This window comes from Paenibacillus sp. V4I9 (assembly GCF_030817295.1).
Taxonomy (GTDB): domain Bacteria; phylum Bacillota; class Bacilli; order Paenibacillales; family NBRC-103111; genus Paenibacillus_E.
This window is the reverse complement of the sequence record NZ_JAUSZE010000001.1, coordinates 1,610,991-1,631,206: the sequence shown is the minus strand read 5'-3', so window position 1 is coordinate 1,631,206 and position 20,216 is coordinate 1,610,991. Positions and strand designations below refer to the sequence as shown.

The window sequence follows — 20,216 nt, the reverse complement described above, 5'->3', positions numbered from 1 at the left end:
TCTTCCATTATAGCCTGAACCCTATAAGTTTCGTAAGCATTTTCGTTAGGAAGCAAGCCACCCTTCACCCTTTAACACTTCCAAGTACAATCCCTTTAACAAAATACTTTTGCAGGAATGGGTACGCCAAAATGATGGGAAGGGAGCCAAGGAATATCTGCGACGCTTTCAGCGTTCGATCGGAGATGAGTGCCAAATTCATCGCCTCGTCGCGAGACAGGTTAGTTAAATTTTGTTGAATGACAATTGTCTGAATATAACTTTGCAGCGGGTAATGGCTAGGGTCTCCCATAAGAAGAAGTCCATCAAACCAACTGTTCCAATGCTCCACCATGGAGAATAGAGCAAGGGTTGCAAGTGCGGGCTTGGATATCGGAACATATATTTTCCAAAGTGTTGTCCAGTAGCTAGCGCCGTCCATGACAGCCGCCTCCTCGAGCTCTTTGGGCACCTCGCGAAAAAAGTTCAGCAATAATACAACACTGAAAACGGGAACTGCTCCCGGAAGGACAAGCGCCCAAATCGTATCAAGAAGATTGTACTCTTTAAGCGTAGAGTACCAAGGAATTAAGCCCCCGTGGAAAAGCATCGTTAAAAAGAAAACCCAAGCGTAAACCATACGCAGGCTAAACGCCTTCGTTTCTTTGGATAAAGGAAATGCAACCAGGATGGTTAAAATCAAATTTAGTGGTGTACCGATCGCAATACGCTCCAAAGACACCAGCATGGATTGCCAGAACGCTTCCCGGCTAGCTGTATATGTATAGGAGGCCAATGTAAAATCAACCGGCCACAATTTCACATAACCTGCTGCTGCAGCAGTACTTGAACTAAACGAAACGGCGACGATATGGACTAACGGCAGTACACATATTATGGATACCAGTATGAGGAAGGTAGTATTCAGAACGGAAAACCATTCGAGCCGCCTTCGACTCGTAGATACCCGCATATATGCGTCAGACGCAGATCTTGATGATGGCTGTACCATTGTTTTCCCTCCTCTTAGAAAATTCGATATTTCGCAAATCGATAAGCAACAAAATAAGAGCCCGATATCAGGATAAGCGAAACCAATGATTTAAATAATCCAACCGCAGTTGCGACACCGTATTGGGCATCTAATAATCCGATCCGATACACAAAAGTATCCAGAATATCGCCGCTTTGATACACTTGCGGACTATACAAGTTAAACACTTGATCGAATCCAGCATTTAACAGCTGCCCAAGGCTTAAAACAGACAACAGAACGATGACCATGCGCATTCCGGGAAGGGTGATATGCCAAATCTTATGCCAACGGTTAGCACCATCAATCGTAGCAGATTCGTACAAACCGGGATCTATGCCGGTTATAGCCGCTAAATAAATGATGGTTCCATAGCCAAAGTTTTTCCAGATATCGGATGACACCAGAGTAAATGGAAACCAATGATTGTCCCCAAGGAAAAATATTCTCTTAAGTCCGAGCGAATCAAGCAATTCGTTAACAATACCGCTGGAGGGCGATAAAATATCGATGAGTATGCCGCCAAGAACGACCCACGAGAGAAAATATGGTAAATAAATGGTCGTTTGTACACTTCTTTTGATGACTTCATTCTTCAATTCGTTGAGAAGAATGGCAAAAATAATTGGTACGATTAAGCCTAGAATAAGCTTTAGACTCGAAATAAAAAGGGTATTCCACAAGACCTGATTAAAGCTAGGCAGGTTCATGACATATTTGAAATTATCCAAACCGATCCACCGCTGATCACCGAAAAGACCTTTTGCAGGAATGAACTTCTGAAATGCGATAATGATTCCTGCCATGGGGACATAGGAGAATAGAATAATCAGTACCAGTCCCGGTAATATCATCAGATGCAACGGAAGCTCTCTCCATATTTTCCTGGTTCCCATATCCATCCTCCATCATTTGAAGCAAAATAAGCAGAGGAAGGAAGACCACACCTCCTCTGCCCATTGCTACTTCTTCGTTTTTACATACCAGTCATTTACTTCTTTCGTAATCTGATCTCCGCCCAACTTCGCCCAATCTTTCACAAATTTATCAAATTCATCGACAGATCCACCCATAATGATTTTGGTGTACGTCTCATTCATTAACTTTTCCAAAGTAGACTTACGCTCAACCATGGTAGGCGTAGGTGCTCCGACAAATTTATCCATAAGGAACTGATTGTTTTTATCGTACTGATCAACGATCCCCTCGGAGCCTTCCGGACCGTAAATCCGCTCCCATCCCCATAATGCAAATCCTTCCTTCGTTGCTGACTTGTAGTCATCTAGTTTACTTTGAATGGTTTTGGCTTCCCCTTTCAAAGTCGAGAAGTCTCCGGCTTTACGAGCTGCATCGATCGCTCTGTATGCTTCTACGTTCTTTTTAACCGGAGCTGGAGTGACCGGAGACAGCTGCCACACACTTTCCGCTTCCGGAGGTGCGTAATACTTGTCAAATTCCGCCGTTGCGCCAAAGTTTTTCTCCAGATGAAGATTAAACAATTTGATGACCGCTTCAGGATGCTTGAATCCCTTTTTTACCGCAAAAAATTTGGTCGTACTGAATTTCAGAGGAACTTTCGGAGTATCTCCGGATTCCGAAACAATCGGAAATGCGCGCCATTGTGAATTAGGCTCATTGTTCTTATTTAATTGTAATGGCCAAATGGAATTCCACTGTTCGCCGTATTCCATTCCGATCTTTCCGGAGGCGATTTGCTCGGATACTTTGCCTCCATCTTTTGTACCGAACTCCTGGTCCAATTCACCGTTTTTGAACATGTTCTGAAGAGATTGAAGCGCTTTCTTGACTTCCGGCTGAATGCCGCCAAAAACCAGATTACCGGAAGCATCCGCCAACCACATATTCGGATAAGCCTTGTAGCCGGCCATGAACCCTTCCAATCCCATGGCTCCGCCCCATAAGGTCTTGGTTAACCCCAGTCCAAAAGTATCTTTTTTCCCATTGCCATCCGGATCGTTTTCCGCAAATGCTTTCGATATCGCCTGCACATCTGCCATCGTCTTCGGAGGCTGTAAGCCTAATTTTTGAAGCCAATCCGTACGAATCCAAATAAACATAGCGCGTTCGAGCGAAGAATCGACCTGCGGGATTGCCATCAGTTTGCCGTCAATTGTAACTGCATCGAATGGACCGCTCCCCTCCTGCGATAAAATTTGTTTGGTTAACGGAGAAGCATACTTCTCATATAAGGCCGTCATATCTTCAATTTGATCGGAGTCAGCTAATTGCTTCAATTGCGTTGCGTTAACTGGAATTACGTCAGGCAGATCACCGGAAGCTAACGTTACATTTAACTTCTGTAGATATTGTTCCGAGGTATCGTTACCCTTTACGACCCAACTGTTTTTAATGTTGATGCCCAACTGATCCTTATATAAGCGACTCCAGCGGTTATCTTCGAATGTCTCGCCTTTAAGCACGCCAAGCACATTATTTTCTACAACATCACTGAGATTTCGTACGAAAGATACATCGATTGGCGGATCATACTTGCCAAGAGGGTCTGCATTTGTAACTTTCACATCACTTGCACCAGCAGTGCTTACCGCTTCTTTTGCAGCCTCTTTCTGTCCGGCCGCCGGTCCGTCTTGGTTACTGCATGCAGCTAAGAAAGTAGAAATGACTAAGAACGAAATGGATAACGCTTTCACTTTATGCTTTTTTTGTTTCATGAACATCCCCCAGTTCCTGGTTTTAAAATGCCTCACAGCGATGTTGCTGTGTTATGTACTCATTATAAAATCCATAAAAGAAGCGAGCAATGTGCAACTCTTTACTTTACTTACCTGTTGTTGTCATCTTGTAAGCGCAAACATCATGTGGCAGACCAACGCAGATTCTTTAATATTTCCTCCTTTTTAATGGATTAAGGTCTGTCCCCAAACTGAGACAGACCTCTCATTTGCAAGGATACCTCGGATGATACGGTGGTATATCACTAAGCACTGCATCATAATTCGAATTTCCCCTTGGTTCGTATAAATCATCCACCATTCCTTGGTCTGACGATTCCAAATGACTACAGGATCTGCCGCACCGTCATAGAATGGATCCCTAAATAATGGCGATTTCATTCCTTCTCCACTCCCAATATAAAGTATGTTCGAACGTCATGTGCACTTACTTTGCTCCTGCAACCTCATAACAAAATTGGTCTACATCAATATAACCCTGTTCACTCTCGCAGTTATCTCCGACTCGAATGACATCCGGATCGCTATAATCTCCTGGCAAGACAGGATTGACATAGGTGCCGTCCCCCTGATCTCCCCAAGCTCCCTTCTTCGATAACAGATTGTAGTTATCTTCCATAACAGGGTCATCCTTTCCGTTCTAAAAGAATATTATATTTTTCCGATGAGATACTCTTGTTTTCCGTCCCGTAAAAATACCGGAATCGTGCTTAGTTGAGCTTCAACATAGATGGTTTGTCCGCCTTCGAAGAACCTTCCTGTACGTGCATCCGTCCATCTTGCACCTTCAGGCAGATACACCTCTCTCGATACGGTGCCTTCATAAAGGATTGGGGCAACCAGCAGATCCGGACCATACAGGTATTCATCTTTAATATCCCAAACCTTATCGTCCTTCTGGAATTCATAGAAGAGCGGCCTCATAACCGGCGCACCTTTTTCATGAGCTTCTTTCATCAACTCACGGGTATAATCCCTTAAGGTCTCCCGCAATTCAATATATTTAACCAATATAGCGTAAGCCTCATCCCCAAAACTCCATATTTCGTTGTTTCCGCCGGTATTTAATGCTTTGCTGCCGTCTTTTCTGAATACTTCCTTGCCTCCACTGCGATCGCCATGCAATCTCATAACAGGACAGAAAGTCCCCCATTGGAACCATCGGATCAGCAGTTCACGGAATTTGGGATTGTCCGGGTTACCTCCTGAAAAGCCTCCGATATCCGTCGTCCACCAAGGGATCCCCGCCATGCCCATATGAAGGCCTGCAACGATTTGTTTTCTGAAATCTTCAAATGAAGAATGAATATCTCCCGACCACACTAATGCGCCATATCGTTGGCTGCCTGCCCAAGCGCAGCGAACCGTGTTTACGATTTTGTCCTGTCCTTCCGCCTGCATGCCGTCGAAAAAGGACTCAGCCGACTGTGTCGTCCGCGCTTTGTACGCGAGACTTTACGAGTTCCATTTGTAAATCTCGATCTGTACATTTCAGCCCCGCCAGAAATTGAAAACGTTTACTAATTCCATTATGCTGTCGGATTTAGCTCCGGTCTTTAGACCTCTTCGGAAATTGTTGTGCTTCTTCAAATACAAATAGGGGCTTTCCAAGAGATAGCCCCGTTAAAGAACTTGTTTTTACACCTTTTAGAAATGCCGCGGGTTTGCATTGCCTACGCTGACCGCCATCTGCTCCGATGGCATGGACGGGGACGGCTTGCAAACCGGGGTCCCAACGTTACATATATGAAGGCTTAACCGTATAAATAAACCCGGGCTCCGTATCGAAAGCGATCGTCCCGTATGCGTTGCTTTCGAACGCAACGGTTCTGCCGTCCGCTTCCACCTTCAGCGGAACTGAAGCCGTAACACGGCAAGGACCGCCGAGAAGCGAACGAATCTCTGCCTTTACGAGCGCGTTGTTCTCCCAGGCAAGACCGATCTCAAAGCCCCCTCTTGCTCGAAGTCCTTTGACTGAGCCGGTTTCCCATGCATTTGGAAGAGCAGGCAGCAGACGGATGGCGCCGGTATGAGACTGCATCAGCATTTCGGCTACGCCGGCCGTTAAGCCGAAATTCCCGTCGATCTGAAACGGCGGATGCGCGCCGAACAAGTTCGGATAGACGCCGCCGCCTGTGACGCTGCCCACATCGGTGTGAACGAGATTCAGCACGTTCCCGATTAGCTGCAAGGTGCGGTTTCCGTCGCCGAATCGTGCCCACAGGCTGATTTTCCACGCGAGGCTCCAGCCGGTGCCGATATCGCTGCGCCGTTCGAGCGAGCGCTGCGCCGCTTCGAACAGCTCCGGCGTTGCCTCCGCGGTCAACTGACAGCCCGGATAAACGCCGAACAGATGCGACACATGGCGATGCTGCACATCCTGATCCTCGAAATCAAGAAACCATTCCTGAAGCTGACCGTATTTGCCGATCTGATACGGAAGCAGCCTGGACCTAGCCTCCGCCAGCTCCTCCCGGAAGCTATCGTCCATTCCAAGTATATTCGCCGCCTTGATGCAGTTCGTGAACAAGTCCCAGATCAGTGCATGATCCATCGTCGCCCCTTTGCTGACGGCAGCCATTTGGCCGTTCGGTAATACAAACTTATGCTCGGGGGAGGTGGATGGCGATGTGGCCAGCCGACCGTCCGGTTCCTCCTGCAGCCAATCCAGGCAGAAGAGAGCCGCTTCCTTCATGATCGGATAGGCGTTGTCACGAAGGAACGACGTATCTCCACCGAATGCATAATGCTCCCACAGATGCTGGCTTAGCCAAGGACCGGCCATGAACCAGCTCGCCCAAACGGGGTCCCCGTTGCCGAAGTCTCCTACCGGCGCGGAATGGCACCAGATATCGCTGTTGTGATGCGCGACCCAGCCGCGGGCGCCATAATTGATGCGCGCGGTTTCCGCCCCTGCCTTGGCCAAATTGCCGATGAAATCAAGCAACGGCCCATGGCATTCGGCCAAGTTGCACGTCTCCGCGAGCCAATAATTCATTTCCGCGTTTATATTTAACGTATAATTGCTGCTCCAGGGCGGCCGTGTTTCCTTATTCCAAATTCCCTGTAAATTCGCCGCCTGCGTGCCGGGCCGGGAACTCGCGATCAGCAGGTACCTGCCGAATTGAAACAGGAGTTCCACCAGTTTCTTGTCCTTCACTCCGTATTCGGCAACGCGTATGTCTGTCGGTACGTCGCCAGGAATGTCGGATGACCCCAAATCAAGGGTAACTCGATCGTATAAAACGCGATAATCGGCAATGTGAGAGGCATAAAGCTTTGAATAAGTCTTATTAAGAGCCGCGTTCAAGTGTCTCTCTGCGATTTGGGAAGGGTCGACACCCTCCGCTGCCGGATTACGGTCAAAACCATGAAAGCTCGTTGCTGCGCTAAAAATGATGGTCGCGGTTGTAGCTGATTCGACATGCAGTCCGTCATGATCGGCATAAGCGCGGCCATCTTCGGTCTGAATAGCAAGCCTTCCATCGAAGCGTGTGCCGGATTCGCCGTAGCGAATCGGATTGTTGGTCTGATAGTAATTCGGGTCGACATGGACCGGAGCCCTACCTCTCATCACGATGTGTTCGCCCTCGGGACCGGTTTGATGCCGGAGCGGACTCCATAGCTTGGCCGTAAAGTTCAGCATGCCGGGACGGTCCGCCTCGATCCGCATAACAAGAGTTTGATCCGGGAAGGAAATGAAGCAGGTTCGGGTGTATGTGACTTCCCCGATCCTATACCGAACCGATGCGGCCGCAGTCTCCAGATCCAGCAAACGTTCGTACTGTGTGACATTATCGCCGTGATAAAAGTGTACGGTCAAATCCCCAAAAGGCATATATGATTGCGTATAAGGACCCATCGCTTTTTTGCAAAGAGCGTCCGCTTCCTCATTATTCCCTTCATTAATTAGACGGCGAATTTCAGGAAGCGCCTTCCGGGCGTTCGGGTTCGTCCCATCCTTCGGTTCCCCCGACCATAGCGTATCCTCATTCAGTTGCAAGCGTTCGGTCTCGATCCCTCCGAATACCATCGCTCCGATACGGCCGTTTCCTAACGGAAGCGCCTCTGTCCAATAGGATGCAGGTTTCGTGTAATTCAGCTTCAAATGATTCGCTCCTCTTCACAAAAAAGTTGCCGCTAACTCCTTCCCATACAGAGCCTGTAGCGGTACATACTTCAATTTATTCTCAACCCTACTTCCTCATGGAGTTCGAGAAAGATATCGCGGGGCTCCTCCGTCAATATGTTAAGGAAAAAAGCCTCAATGAACCTTTATCTTCTGACCCCGCCATGCAATCTTTATTTTAACATTATATTTTATTCATCCTATATCGTAATCTAGCATTGATATACTGTTTTTTGATATTTACATATATTCAACCCTCTAAACGCCGAATCCCACGCTCAATTCTCTGTAAGACAGCTTCAGCGGAAGCCAATTTCCCCTCTAAGCTGGAATCCCCAACCACTGACTCTTTTCCTGAGAGAATTCCCCCAAGGACAGGTCTCGCATCCCCTTCCGTAACTCTTCCATCCTGAAAAAAGAAGAGGTTTCCCCCACAGATTTCTTAATATATCCTTTTCATTTCCAATACATTAAAAATAAGCAAACTAATTAAAAATGACGAATCTGGCCACAATAAGTTCCATTTCTTCAACATCAAGGAAGCAGGCCGGACAGAAAAAGAGGCCGTCCTATGCTAGCAAAATGGTGTTGGAGAACACCGAAATGATTTCATTATTCATTAGGATCATCGATAAGTCGTCATTCGTACTCAGGAAGGTTTGAACCGTCGGACTGTATAGCAGTGATGTCGAGATTCCATCCATGTCTGAATAGAAGCTCTCCATTTTATCTTCAACCTGAAGCAATATTTTACTAACGGAGTCCGTAACCTTCTTCTCGATAATGCGCTTTGCAATCGTGTTCGAAATGACAAATAAAATCAAAAGAATGACCAGCATTATCAAGATCAAAAAAAGGACTTGCTTGATAAGGCTAAGCTTGCGAAATCGACCCATGATTTTCATTTCCTCTTGTATTCTTTTACCACTCGGCAACCACTTTCTTCCGCCATTGCCCTGCGGTTTGCGTAAATCTTCCACCATTCCTTGGCTTCTCTGTTCCAAATAACGACCGGATCCGCTGCTCCGTCATAAATAGGGTCTCGATACAATGGCGTTTTCATCATAGCCTCCAGTGTGTGTTCGTCATTTTTAGGATATAACAGGTTTGAAGGAGGGGATTCCAAGCAGGTTTTATTCTGATTGGAATGACCTTGTTTCCTTCCAATCATTTGTTCACTAAACTTTAACGGTGATCGTCACGCCTGCCGAGTTAACCAGCACGGCGCGGTACTCGTACACTCCCGGCACCTTGCCGCTCACATCATCTTTTACCGTATATTTGAACCAATCCGTGGTATAAAGAGAAATATCATCGGAAATTCGTACCCAGTTCGTATAGTGTTGGATGCTATTTGAGCCCCATCAAAATGCGGGCCATTGTATAGACGCAAATAGCCGGGCCTTTCCGTTAACGACCATTTGTCGGCTCGCGGCTGGTTCCATTCTCAATGCAGCTCAAGCACCGCCCGGTCAAAATCGTCATTCGTGGAAAGAACCGTCACGGAATGTCCGTTTATGGGCTTCCTGTCTCCCCATACCATCTCCCCGGAATCCGTCTGGACAAGTCCGCCCTGATTCGGCTCCCGTTCTACTTCCATGCCGTGCGTATGTCGATTGTAATTGTATTCCAAGCCAATGCTTGTCAAATCATTCACAACTTGGCCGATCATTCTCCAATTCACCAGATCTTTGGAATGCAGTATTGCCACCGAAAGTCCGGACACGCCGTTCTTGTTCCGGACTCCCGTTGGTTCATTCACTTCCGCTGCATTCTATTTGTTCATCTCTTAACATTGACATCCCGGATAGTCCATTATCTTTTGACTACAGTATAAAGCAAGCGCTTTCTCGGAGGTATGTCGGCGGCTCGCATCTCTTGAATAGCAGAAAGCTTCCGAATGTATATAGGTTCGGAAGCTTCCTCTCATTATCATGGCCTTTCGTCTTTTCCTATTCGAATATTAGATTTTTCCGATGAGATGCTCTTGTTTTCCATTCCGTAAAAAAACCGGAATCGTGCTTAGAGGAGCTTCAACATGAATGGTTTGTCCGCCTTCGAAGATCCTTCCTGTACGTGCATCCGTCCAGCTTGCACCTTCAGGCAGATATACCTCTCTGGATACGGCGCCTTCATAAAGGATGGGGGCGATCAACAGATCCGGACCATACAGGTATTCGTCTTTCATATCCCAAACCTTATCGTCATTCTGGAATTCGTAGAAGAGCGGCCTCATAACCGGCGCCCCCTTTTCATGGGCTTCTTTCATCAACTCACGGGTATAATCCCTTAAGGTCTCCCGCAATTCAAGATATTTAACTAATATCTCGTATGCCTCGTCCCCAAAACTCCATACCTCGTTGTTTCCGCCGGTATTTAATGCTTTGCTGCCGTCTTTTTTGAATACTTCCTTGCCACCCCTGCGATCGCCATGCAATCGCATAACAGGGCAGAAAGCCCCCCATTGGAACCAGCGGATCAGGAGCTCACGAAACTTGGGATCGTCCGGGTTACCTCCTGCAAAGCCTCCGATATCCGTCGTCCACCAAGGGATCCCCGCAATTCCCATATGAAGGCCTGCAACGATTTGTTTTCTGAAATCTTCAAACGAAGAATGAATATCTCCCGACCACACCAAAGCGCCATAGCGTTGGCTGCCTGCCCAAGCGCAGCGAACCAGGTTTACGATATTCTCCTGTCCTTCCGCCTGCATGCCGTCATAAAAGGTTTTGGAATAGCGCTGCGGATAGATATTTCCGATTTGAACATTAGGTCCCATAGCGTAGCGGTAATTATCAAAGTCATACACATCGTATTCAGGTTCTGCTTCATCCAGCCAGAAGATCTTGATTCCATGATCATAATAATTCTTCTTGCATTTGGACCATACATACTCCCTGGCTTTCGGATTTGTAGCATCGAAATAAATATTGGCGGGGAACCATTCCATCATGGCAACCTGGACTCCCCGTTCCGCTTTAATCAAATAACCCTTTTGCCGCATTTCCTCAAAATTTTCGCTATAGCGGTCAATCTGCGGCCAAACCGAAACCATCAGTTCGATTCCCATGGATTTCAGCTCATCCATCATGGCCTTCGGATCAGGGAAAAATTCTTCCTCAAATCTGAAGTCCCCCTGTTTGGGCCAGTGGAAAAAGTCACCGACAATGACATCGATCGGCAGCTTTCTTCTCTTATATTCCCTTGCAACCTCCAACAGCTGTTCCTGATTATAATATCGCAGTTTGCACTGCCAGAAGCCAAGTCCATATTCTGGCATCATGGGGACGGTACCCGCCGCTTTTCCGTACGCGGCTTCGATTTCTGCCGGCGAATCGCCTGCCGTTATCCAATAATCCAACTGTTTTGTGCTTTCTGCAACCCATTCAGTCCGATTATTGGCGAAGTTCACTTTTCCGATCGCAGGATTATGCCATAAGAAGCCATACCCTTTGCTGGAATATAAAAACGGAATACTTGCTTGGGAATTACGATGAGCCAACTCAAGCGTGGAGCCTTTCAAATCAAAGGTTTCCTGTTGGTATTGACCCATACCGTAGATTCTCTCACCATCATTTCCGGCAAAGGAAACCGTTAATTGATGATCCCCACCGATAATCGGCTTGAATGCTCTTGACCGAAGCTTCAGCGCTCCGCCGACGCCTATTTCTTGAAGCAATAATTCACCTTTATCATTGTAAAAGGAAATTCGTCCCGGGGTATCCCACCATGACTGTCTGACCACCGCTTTTATCTTACCGTTTTGAATGGAAGCCGTTTCAGCTTCATGATCGATCTTTATTGTTGCTTCCACTTCGCCACCAACAGGCAGCAAGGCATAGTCCGTATCCAGGATTTCGCCCATCATTCGGGAGCGGATCCGTAAACTGTTTTCACCCCAAGCTTCAATTTGTAAGGTTTCTCCGTTGTACTCAAAAATCAGCTTCCCATTCCCTGCAGTAAAAAATTCCATGCTTATCCCCTTCCGCAAAAGCGTTTTTATGTTTTTCATCTGTCTTTTATATGCAGCGCCCTGAATGATAGGACAAGAAATATTATTATATAGGCGGGAAATCAGAAGGCTGGGGTAAAATTCATCATTATGTAACTGCTGTCATTGAAACGTGTCACCCCAAGGGTTTCGGGTGCGAGCTTCTGATCACCTCACCACGGCGAATCGGGAGGCCACTTGACTGCCGGACGGACGCGCAGTCAGGGATAGACACAAGTCTTCAAACGGCCGATACTACGTACCGTTTTCCAGCTTCAGCATGGAATCCGATACAACCGTTCTCTTCTTGAGAATAATGTGCTTCTTCGCCATCCTGCGTAATCCTGACCTTTTGCTTGGCGAGGACTTTGCAGGTCTGTGTTATGGAAACGGCGATTTCCGCCTTTGACAATACGCCATTCTCCCACTCAAGATCGACCTCATACCCCCCTCTGCCCCGCAAGCCTTTGACATATCCGTCTTTCCAGGCATCGGGCAACGCCGGCAGGAGTTCCAAGCAGCCTTGATGCGATTGCAGCAGCATCTCTGCAATCCCCGCTGTGGCGGCAAAGTTACCGTCGATTTGGAAAGGAGGATGCGCGTCGAACAGATTGGCGTAAACACCGCCTCGGCCACGATGAATCGAATCTTCTCCCTTAACGAGCGACAGTAAAATCGAGATTAACCGCTCAGCGCGGTTGCCGTCCTTGAATCTTGCCCATAGGCCGATTTTCCAGCCCAGACTCCAGCCCGTTCCCCCGTCTCCCCTTATTTCAAGCGATGTCTTCGCAGCTCGGAACAGATCGGGAGCAGACTGCTCCGTAATCAGACGCCCCGGATAAACTCCGACAAGATGAGAGACGTGACGATGATGGACATCTTCCTCCTCGAAATCTTGGAACCATTCCTGCAATCGACCGTGCTTGCCGATTTGAAGTGGCAGCAGCTTTTGCTTCTTCTCTGCCAGTGTCTTTGCAAAATCTTCATCAATCCCAAGCAGGTTCGCAGACATGATGCAGTTATCGAAACATTCGCCGATCAGAGACAAATCCATGGTCGTCGCCGCGCTTACGGCATGGCGCTTATCGCCAACCACGAACTTCATCTCGGGAGAGGTGGAAGGCGAAGTAATGAGATAACCATTTTGATCTTCGATGAGCCAATCCAGACAGAATAACGCCGCTTCCTTCATGATGGGGTACGCCGTATCCCTTAAAAACCTTTCATCCCCGCTGAAGGCATAATGTTCCCATAAGTGCTGGGTCAACCATACGCCTCCCATCGGCCAGTACGCCCATACCGGGTCTCCATCGCCATAATCGCCAATCGGTGCCGTTTGGGCCCAAAGATCCGAATTATGGTGCGCCACCCACCCTCTTGCGCCATAATTCGTTTCGGCCGTCTTCCTTCCATTCACTGCCAATCTGCGGATAAAATCAATCAACGGCTCGTGCAATTCCGCCATATTGCAAGACTCTGCCGGCCAGTAGTTCATCTCGGCATTGATATTAAGCGTATAGTTGCTGCTCCACGGCGCACGCGTTTCCTCATTCCATATGCCTTGCAGATTGGCAGGCTGGGTTCCCGGACGGGAGCTTGCGATCATCAAGTACCTTCCATAATGGAACAAAAGCTCCACCAGCCCCGGATCGCTGCTACCAAATTCGGCAATTCGCCGATCGGTCGGCATATCGGAGGAAGCTTTGGTCTCCCCGAGAGACAAGGCAACTCTGCCAAACAGCTTGTGATGATCCTCAAGATGCCGGTTTCGAATCTCCTCATACGGCTTAACGCGAACAGCCTGGATGGCATCCGTTGTGATTTGCCTCGGATCCCGTTCGGAATTGCTCGCGCCAATGCTTGCGTCAAAGGAGGTGGCCGCGCTGAAAACCAAGGTCGCGCTGGTCGCTCCGACAACGTGCAAACCGTCCGTATTAACCTTGAACGTCCCGCCTTCATGCACCACAGCCAATCCGCCGTGGAACTTCAAAGCTTTTGATGACTCAGGCGCGCCGTAAACAATGGGATTTTCCGAGTTGTAGTAGCTGGGCCATACTTGCTCAGGAGCTGTACCGGATATCATATATTGTTTTTGATCGGCATCAAAGGACGATGCATAATGAATGGGACTGTCCAGCCAGGCCCGAAAATCGAGCATCCCTTCCTTGCTCGACGTCAGACGCACGACAATGGATTGATCGGGATAAGAAGCGAATGTTTCTCGGGTATACTGAACGCCGCCAACGTTATAGGTAACCGTCACGAAGCCGGTTGACAGATCAAGCTTCCGGCTGTATTGGTGTTTCACATCGCCATGATGCATCACGAAACGCAAGTCTCCGAAAGGCAAATAGGATTGCGTATAGGGACCCATCATTTCCTTGCAGAGACGATCCGCTTCCTCATAGTTCTCTTGGGCAATAAGCTCTCTCACCTTCGGCAACACTTCTTTGGCCCCCGGATTATTCCAATCTTTAGGGTAACCGGACCAAAGCGTGTCCTCATTCAATGCAATGCGTTCTTTCTCAACTCCGCCAAATATCATCGCGCCAAGTCTTCCGTTTCCAACGGGAAGGGCTTCCGTCCAATAAACGGCGGGGGACTGAAATTGTATTTTCATGGTGATTTCCTTTCCTTCTATTTCAGAATTTTACTCGTTGTTCATACCGAATAATCGAAACGATCTCAGGTTTGCAGGCACCTTTGCCAGTAAAGCTGTGAATAAGATTCTCGCATAACGGCAAGCATTCGGGGCGAGCAACTCGTACACGTGCCGCCAATTCCCCAGAAGGTCGCTTCCGACCAGAATAGAATGCCTTCTCGTCGCAAGCGCGGGTAAAAACCGGATCCCAGAAAGGCAGCTCGGGCTGCATATATATGCATTCCCGGTCTGCCGCTTCGAATTCAGCTTCAGTCGGGCACCAGGAGTGGAAGCGGTAATGGTGGTTAATGCCATACTGCTTTGCCGTACGGAATAGCTGCACCTTGGCACTGCCTGTCCGGCTTACTCGCAGGTCGGAGGCATAAGCTTCAGTTCAAACGGCCGGTCTCGGTCGCATACCAGCTTACCGTCAACAACGTCCAATTGGGCTACTTGTATGGAGGAACGCCGTGTACCGTAGGTGTAGGAAGGAGGCTCTTGCCCGGTTAATCTCTCCGGATGGGTGAAATAAAAGATATATGCTTCGTCCCCTGAGCAGACTACATCCGCATGCAAGCCAATCGTGCCGTCATCTTCCCTCGAGCTTGGCTGATCGAGAATGAGGCCGTTCCGTTCCCAGTTGATCAAATCATCCGATCGGTATACACCTTGCCCTCTCCACTCGTCCACGATTAACCAATAATATTCTTTGAACCGAAAGACATTAGGCCCTTCATGTCCCCGTCCCTCGATAATCAGCCCTACACGTTCCCAATGGTATAGATCCTTGCTGTCGGCGGCGTAGGTGTTGTTGTCTTCTTTGAACCACATTCTGAACAGGCCGTTAGGGAGACGGTAAATACAAGCATCTATAATATTTCTCTCGCTGATATCCAGCCTGGACTGAAACGTCCAATTGAGGAGATCCGGACTTGTATAATGGAGCATGTCCGCCCGACCTACCCAATCCTCAGGTACCCCTTGAATATAAGAGACATATATATGGTAAATGCCTTCATGCCAGTAAATCTCAGGCGCCCAGAACGTATTTCTTCCCCATTCGATGTCCAGCCCCGGGAGCGTTCCCCGGTAAACCCAATCGTTCCCGTCTTTGGATGAAGCAACGCCGAGATCAGTGCCGTGCACCCAGGCAAACCGGCGATCTTCCGCCGTTGCCCTGCGGTTTGTGTAAATCATCCACCATTCCTTGGCTTCTCTGTTCCAAATAACGACCGGATCCGCTGCTCCGTCATAAATAGGGTCTCGATACAATGGCGTTTTCATCATAGCCTCCAGTGTGTGCTCGTCATGTTTAGGATATGCTTATATTACTTAATCAAAAACCGTTGTTGCTCTAACGTCATGTGCCGTAATACTTCAAGCCGAAATGCAGTCGGCCAAGCCACCAGCCATTGGGACACTTGGAACGTATTCTCATCGGGTATGATAGAACCCCTCGTCTTGACTGTCTCTTTCCATACTGGATTGCCGGTCAATTCGGCGAGCGCAAACCAATCTACCACGAATGCGAGTCCCTACGGATCGATGTGATGATGCTGCACGGATACCGCCGTTGGTCATGGTCGACGAGCCGCCGCTGGGGCTATTGTGGCTTATATTGCTCCTGCGACCTCATAACAAAATTGGTCTACATCAATATAACCCTGTTCACTCTCGCAGTTATAGCTGTATACCCCGATCCGATCTCCCCTATAATTCCCCCACCCCAACTGATAGGCGTCTCCAAAGCTCGTGAAATGTACCCCATCGACGCTATATTCGAAACGGTTGATTCCGTCTAAGTTCCACACAGACCTTAACCATAGGGTGCAACCTGATAATTCCGGCCCCCACGCAATCGTCCCCGAATGGTTAAACTTCAGAACCCTTGTTCCATTCTGTTGTTGTACGCCAATCTTGCAATAGGTTTGTGCAAAATGGCAAAGCCCCGCTTCTTGCCCGTCTGCCATGCCGCTGATCTCTATTTTTACGGTTGCTGTATTGTGAACGGTTCTAAACGCTCTTTGCGAAATGATGTTGCTTACGGTAAAGAAACTGTCCTTATCGATGGGTTGGCATGCGTATAGACGCAAATAGCCGGGCCGTTCCGCTAACGACCATTTGTCGGCTTTCGGCTGATGGTTCCATTCCCAATACGGCTCGAGCACCGCCCGGTCAAAATCGTCAGTTGTGGCAAGAACCGTCGCGGGATGTCCGTTTATGGGCTTCCTGCCTCCCCATACCATCTCTCCGATTCCGTCGCCGTCCGTATCGTTTCCGATAATCGGCCATCCGTCAACCCACGTTACGGGCAGCAAGTGAAGCGGTCTCCCCTCGTACTCGCCCGTTCCTTGATGCGAAATGAAATACCAATCACCGGAAACGGTCTGGACAAGTCCGCCTTGATTCGGCTCCCGGTCTACATCCTTGCCGTGCGTATGGATAATCTCCTTCTCCTCGTAGGGCCCATAAATATGTTCGGCCCTTAACATCATAACAATTCTGACTTCAATGCCTTCCCTACGGTGAACCTCGCTGTGGAAAAAATAGTAGGTTCCGTTTATTTTGTAGAGCTTATTGGCTTCGCTCCCTTTGTGCTGATGAATAATCGTATCGCTGTCATGCAATAGTTCTTTGCCGTCTTCACTTAATTTAAATAAATGGATATTATAGTTATCGGCAAAATTAGTGGCAACAAAGTAGCCTTGTCCGTCATCGTCCCAAAACGGACAGCAGTCGTCCCAGCCGCTAACCTCCCAAACTTGATGAAGCGGTTCCCAAGGTCCCGCCGGATCGGCAGCCGTGCTCATAAACAATCCTTCATCGGGCGTGAAAAAATACACCCAATATTTATCTTTGTGGAATCGGATGGCGCCTGCCCATACTCCTCTGCCATAACGGTTCATCCGATTGTAATTGTATTCCGGGCCGATGCTTGTCAAATCGTCCACAACATGCCCGATCATTCTCCAATTCACAAGATCTTTGGAATGCAGTACCGCCATCCCCGGAGAGCAATGCAATGTAGAGGAGATGCAGTAATAATCATCTCCGACTCGAATGACATCCGGATCGCTATAATCTCCCGGCAAGACAGGATTGACATAGGTGCCGTCCCCCTGATCTCCCCAAGCTCCCTTCTTCGATAACAGATTGTAGTTATCTTCCATAACAGGGTCATCCTTTCCGTTCTAAAAGAATATTATATTTTTCCGATGAGATACTCTTGTTTTCCGTCCCGTAAAAATACCGGAATCGTGCTTAGTTGAGCTTCAACATAGATGGTTTGTCCGCCTTCGAAGAACCTTCCTGTACGTGCATCCGTCCATCTTGATGTTCGCCTCAGGCGATTCAGTCAATAATTACCTGATCGTACGTGCTCTCCATGTCTTTGTTTAGAGAGTACAGCAGATAATAACGTCCATTCACAACCCCGCGAAATGACTGTGGGTAAGCTTGTTCATCGTACAAACAGAATCTCACATCTTAGCCCCCTTACTCTTGATGTGCTGGAACTTCTCACGTAACTCTAATCACTCTCGGTTCCCGGTAGGGAAAGTTGAACAATATATATCGAAAAATAATGGTAACCGAATACAGCGGTCCTGACGTATAGGTATTGGCGTAATTTTCCTTTTTCGTACATACGCACAATTTCCGACACATTAGTCATAAGTATCATTCAACGGATCAGAATAAAGCTCCACCGCCGAACCAATGACGGAAAGTCCGGAACACGACGTGCATGTTCCGGACTTCCTCTGGTTCATTCACTGTCGCTGCATTCTACTCGTTCATTACAGCCGCTATTTCCTGATCGGTTAAAGCAACGTTATAGATGCGGAAGTCGTCCACCCGTCCGTCGAGGTACGGATTTGCGGAGAATTGCGAGCGGCCGATCCAGTTCTGCGTGGTAACGCCAAGTTGGGAAGGTCTGATGTTGATGTTGCTGCTGCCTACCTTCTGGCCATCGACGTAAAGCGTTCCCGTAGCGCCGTCCAGGGTTACGGCCACATGATGCCAGCCGCCGGTTGGCATCGCCGCAATGCCGTCGATGACTTGCTCGCCACCGCCGTTTTTGATCCCGACACGGATGACGCCGGTTGTCCCGTTTTGCGGCGTCAGGTAGAAGTAGTTGTTCGTTCCGAGACCGAAGTCGAAGATGCGGCTCCAGTTGCTCACGGTGTCCAAATTCACCCAGGCTGCTACAGTAATTGCCTTAGCGCTGGAAACAACGCCTGCTGGCAATGCAACATATTGGCTTGTTCCGCTCAGGTCCACCGCGTTGCCCTTAATGCCGGTTGTCCAGCTGGCGCCGCCTGTCAGGGTGCCGTTCCAGCCGTTGCCGGTCACATCGGAGGCCGTCGTTCCGCTCGCTTCGTTAAGCGGAAGCTCTGCCATCGGCAGCACCGTTTGCCCATTCGCGAGATGCATGATTTGCGATGCGGACATAGCGCTATTATAGATCCGGAAGTCGTCCACACGTCCGTCGAGATACGGATCGGTGGCGTATTGGGAGCGCCCGATCCAGTTTTGCGTGGTGGCTCCCATATCGGACGGTTTCAGGGTCATGCCGGTATTGGTGCCTACTTGAACTCCGTCAACGTAGAGGATGCCTGTCGAGCCGTTCAAGGTGACAGCTACATGATGCCAGCCTCCGGTCGGCAGCGCCGCCTGCCCGTCAATGATTTGTTCGCTTGAATTATTGTTCTTGATCGCAAAGCGGATTTTGCCGTTTGCTCCGTTTTTCGGCGAGAGGAACATATAGGTAGACGATCCGGAACCGAAATCGAAGATCCGATTCCAGTTGCTCACCGTATCCAGATTCACCCAAGCCGCTACGGTGATCTTGTCATCGCCGGAAACGACGCCCGTAGGAAGAGCGACATATTGGCTCGTTCCGCTCAGGTCTACGGCATTGCCGCTCTTGCCGGCCACCCGGCTCGCGCCGCCAACCAATGTGCCGTTCCAGCCATTGCCGGTTGCATCAATTGCCGTCGTTCCGCTAGTCTCGTCAAACGGCAGCTGCGCCATAGTCAGGGTATCGCCTGTCTCTCCGAATACCTTGAACTCTTTAATGCTGGCCGTTACGCCGCTCGGCAGTCCAGTCACGGTAACTCGGACATAGCGGGCGGTTGCAACAAAGTAATCGTATTGAACCTGGCTAAAGTTGCTATTACCGGTCTTGTTGATTTTTGTAGTCCAGTTGACATTATCATTGGACACATCAATGGTATACTTATATGCTTGACCGTCCTGTGCCCACATCACCTGGGTACCGTTATTGATCGTCAAGCCTCTGCCAAGGTCTACCGTCCACGTATGGCCGGTTAACGCATCAGCGGCGGTCCAACTCGTCGATGTGTCCCCGTCGTTTCCGCTCGAAGCCGGATTTCCTGCCGCCGAGCTATCCGCCGTTGCGGTCTTGCCAAACGCCAGATCGGTCGGGTCTCCGAATACCTTGAAATCGCTTATACCGGCGCTAACGCCGCTTGGCAGTCCGGTAACCGTAATTCTGAAATGGCTACCAGAAACGCCATCAGAAGAGACAAGACTCTGGACCGTTTTTTTCTAAACTGACTTTTAACCATATGATCACCCCTTCTTTGATGAAAAACTAATTTTAAAACGCATACAAAAAATCCGGTTTGATAATCCCCCTTTCCCTTATGCTTATCAGGAACAAGAGAAGCTTCACGAACATGATGCGTATGGTTCGGAAGCTTCTT

The 20,216-nt window shown here is 48.7% G+C and carries 19 protein-coding genes and 1 pseudogene; 1 reads left to right on the top strand and 19 read right to left on the bottom strand.

Translation table 11 applies throughout. The features are described 5' to 3' along the window. Positions 1-64: 64 nt before the first annotated feature. The 19 genes and pseudogenes from QFZ81_RS07660 to QFZ81_RS07575 form a co-directional block, all read right to left on the bottom strand. Positions 65-952, bottom strand: a complete 888-nt coding sequence (locus QFZ81_RS07660) for a carbohydrate ABC transporter permease (protein ID WP_307449992.1) — start codon at positions 950-952, stop codon at positions 65-67. Positions 953-1,005: 53 nt separating this feature from the next. Continuing rightward, entirely contained in the window at positions 1,006-1,908 is a 903-nt protein-coding gene (locus QFZ81_RS07655; protein ID WP_307445942.1) for an ABC transporter permease, read from the bottom strand. Positions 1,909-1,974: 66 nt separating this feature from the next. Continuing rightward, positions 1,975-3,705 carry an extracellular solute-binding protein gene (locus QFZ81_RS07650; RefSeq protein ID WP_307602151.1) on the bottom strand — a complete coding sequence of 577 codons (1,731 nt, stop codon included), beginning with the start codon at positions 3,703-3,705 and terminating at the stop codon, positions 1,975-1,977. A gap of 186 nt (positions 3,706-3,891) precedes the next feature. After that, complete coding sequence (locus tag QFZ81_RS07645; RefSeq protein ID WP_307602149.1) at positions 3,892-4,107, bottom strand: hypothetical protein; 216 nt, start codon at positions 4,105-4,107, stop codon at positions 3,892-3,894. A gap of 46 nt (positions 4,108-4,153) precedes the next feature. Then, positions 4,154-4,345 carry a hypothetical protein gene (locus tag QFZ81_RS07640; RefSeq protein WP_307445948.1) on the bottom strand — a complete coding sequence of 64 codons (192 nt, stop codon included), beginning with the start codon at positions 4,343-4,345 and terminating at the stop codon, positions 4,154-4,156. 32 nt (positions 4,346-4,377) lie between these two features. Then, the gene (locus QFZ81_RS37270) at positions 4,378-4,650 is read right to left on the bottom strand and encodes a hypothetical protein (RefSeq protein ID WP_373463766.1); all 273 of its coding nucleotides are present in this window, start codon (positions 4,648-4,650) and stop codon (positions 4,378-4,380) included. Positions 4,651-4,704: 54 nt separating this feature from the next. Then, a pseudogene (locus tag QFZ81_RS37265) lies at positions 4,705-5,139 on the bottom strand (TIM-barrel domain-containing protein); the annotation flags it as partial. Between the two features lie 325 nt (positions 5,140-5,464). Continuing rightward, positions 5,465-7,834: a glycoside hydrolase family 95 protein gene (locus tag QFZ81_RS07630; RefSeq protein ID WP_307445951.1), complete on the bottom strand. Its 2,370-nt coding sequence runs from the start codon at positions 7,832-7,834 to the stop codon at positions 5,465-5,467. A 590-nt stretch (positions 7,835-8,424) separates the two neighbouring features. Beyond that, positions 8,425-8,751, bottom strand: a complete 327-nt coding sequence (locus QFZ81_RS07625; protein WP_307445953.1) for a hypothetical protein — start codon at positions 8,749-8,751, stop codon at positions 8,425-8,427. 5 nt (positions 8,752-8,756) lie between these two features. After that, positions 8,757-8,921, bottom strand: coding sequence for a hypothetical protein (locus QFZ81_RS07620; RefSeq protein ID WP_307445955.1), 165 nt, complete (start codon positions 8,919-8,921; stop codon positions 8,757-8,759). A gap of 381 nt (positions 8,922-9,302) precedes the next feature. Continuing rightward, positions 9,303-9,617 carry a hypothetical protein gene (locus QFZ81_RS07615; RefSeq protein ID WP_307445957.1) on the bottom strand — a complete coding sequence of 105 codons (315 nt, stop codon included), beginning with the start codon at positions 9,615-9,617 and terminating at the stop codon, positions 9,303-9,305. 201 nt (positions 9,618-9,818) lie between these two features. Beyond that, a complete protein-coding gene (locus QFZ81_RS07610) occupies positions 9,819-11,828 on the bottom strand; it encodes a TIM-barrel domain-containing protein (protein ID WP_307602147.1) in 2,010 nt (669 codons plus the stop codon). Positions 11,829-12,087: 259 nt separating this feature from the next. After that, positions 12,088-14,466 (bottom strand): glycoside hydrolase family 95 protein, encoded by a 2,379-nt coding sequence (locus QFZ81_RS07605; protein ID WP_307445961.1) that lies wholly within the window; start codon positions 14,464-14,466, stop codon positions 12,088-12,090. Positions 14,467-14,488: 22 nt separating this feature from the next. Then, the gene (locus QFZ81_RS07600) at positions 14,489-14,830 is read right to left on the bottom strand and encodes a hypothetical protein (RefSeq protein ID WP_307602145.1); all 342 of its coding nucleotides are present in this window, start codon (positions 14,828-14,830) and stop codon (positions 14,489-14,491) included. A 20-nt stretch (positions 14,831-14,850) separates the two neighbouring features. Continuing rightward, entirely contained in the window at positions 14,851-15,774 is a 924-nt protein-coding gene (locus QFZ81_RS07595) for a glycoside hydrolase family protein (RefSeq protein ID WP_307445965.1), read from the bottom strand. 41 nt (positions 15,775-15,815) lie between these two features. Beyond that, on the bottom strand, positions 15,816-16,010 hold the full coding sequence (locus tag QFZ81_RS07590; protein WP_307602143.1) for a hypothetical protein: 195 nt from the start codon (positions 16,008-16,010) through the stop codon (positions 15,816-15,818). A 90-nt stretch (positions 16,011-16,100) separates the two neighbouring features. Further along, complete coding sequence (locus tag QFZ81_RS07585; protein WP_307445966.1) at positions 16,101-17,657, bottom strand: glycoside hydrolase family 43 protein; 1,557 nt, start codon at positions 17,655-17,657, stop codon at positions 16,101-16,103. 181 nt (positions 17,658-17,838) lie between these two features. Continuing rightward, positions 17,839-17,970, bottom strand: a complete 132-nt coding sequence (locus QFZ81_RS07580; RefSeq protein WP_307445968.1) for a hypothetical protein — start codon at positions 17,968-17,970, stop codon at positions 17,839-17,841. 303 nt (positions 17,971-18,273) lie between these two features. Further along, positions 18,274-19,926, bottom strand: coding sequence for a LamG-like jellyroll fold domain-containing protein (locus tag QFZ81_RS07575; RefSeq protein ID WP_307449995.1), 1,653 nt, complete (start codon positions 19,924-19,926; stop codon positions 18,274-18,276). On the opposite strand from QFZ81_RS07575, the gene QFZ81_RS07570 reads away from it, so the two are divergent. After that, entirely contained in the window at positions 19,850-20,062 is a 213-nt protein-coding gene (locus tag QFZ81_RS07570) for a hypothetical protein (RefSeq protein ID WP_307445970.1), read from the top strand. The genes QFZ81_RS07575 and QFZ81_RS07570 overlap by 77 nt on opposite strands. The last annotated feature ends 154 nt before the right edge of the window (positions 20,063-20,216 follow it).

Bases quoted from the DNA above. Each gene is read 5' to 3' on its own strand.
- QFZ81_RS07660 (WP_307449992.1), bottom strand. From the start codon at position 952: ATGCGGGTATCTACGAGTCGAAGGCGGCTCGAATGGTTTTCCGTTCTG.
- QFZ81_RS07655 (WP_307445942.1), bottom strand. From the start codon at position 1,908: ATGGGAACCAGGAAAATATGGAGAGAGCTTCCGTTGCATCTGATGATA.
- QFZ81_RS07650 (WP_307602151.1), bottom strand. From the start codon at position 3,705: ATGAAACAAAAAAAGCATAAAGTGAAAGCGTTATCCATTTCGTTCTTA.
- QFZ81_RS07645 (WP_307602149.1), bottom strand. From the start codon at position 4,107: ATGAAATCGCCATTATTTAGGGATCCATTCTATGACGGTGCGGCAGAT.
- QFZ81_RS07640 (WP_307445948.1), bottom strand. From the start codon at position 4,345: ATGGAAGATAACTACAATCTGTTATCGAAGAAGGGAGCTTGGGGAGAT.
- QFZ81_RS37270 (WP_373463766.1), bottom strand. From the start codon at position 4,650: ATGAGGCCGCTCTTCTATGAATTCCAGAAGGACGATAAGGTTTGGGAT.
- QFZ81_RS07625 (WP_307445953.1), bottom strand. From the start codon at position 8,751: ATGGGTCGATTTCGCAAGCTTAGCCTTATCAAGCAAGTCCTTTTTTTG.
- QFZ81_RS07620 (WP_307445955.1), bottom strand. From the start codon at position 8,921: ATGATGAAAACGCCATTGTATCGAGACCCTATTTATGACGGAGCAGCG.
- QFZ81_RS07610 (WP_307602147.1), bottom strand. From the start codon at position 11,828: ATGGAATTTTTTACTGCAGGGAATGGGAAGCTGATTTTTGAGTACAAC.
- QFZ81_RS07605 (WP_307445961.1), bottom strand. From the start codon at position 14,466: ATGAAAATACAATTTCAGTCCCCCGCCGTTTATTGGACGGAAGCCCTT.
- QFZ81_RS07595 (WP_307445965.1), bottom strand. From the start codon at position 15,774: ATGATGAAAACGCCATTGTATCGAGACCCTATTTATGACGGAGCAGCG.
- QFZ81_RS07585 (WP_307445966.1), bottom strand. From the start codon at position 17,657: ATGGAAGATAACTACAATCTGTTATCGAAGAAGGGAGCTTGGGGAGAT.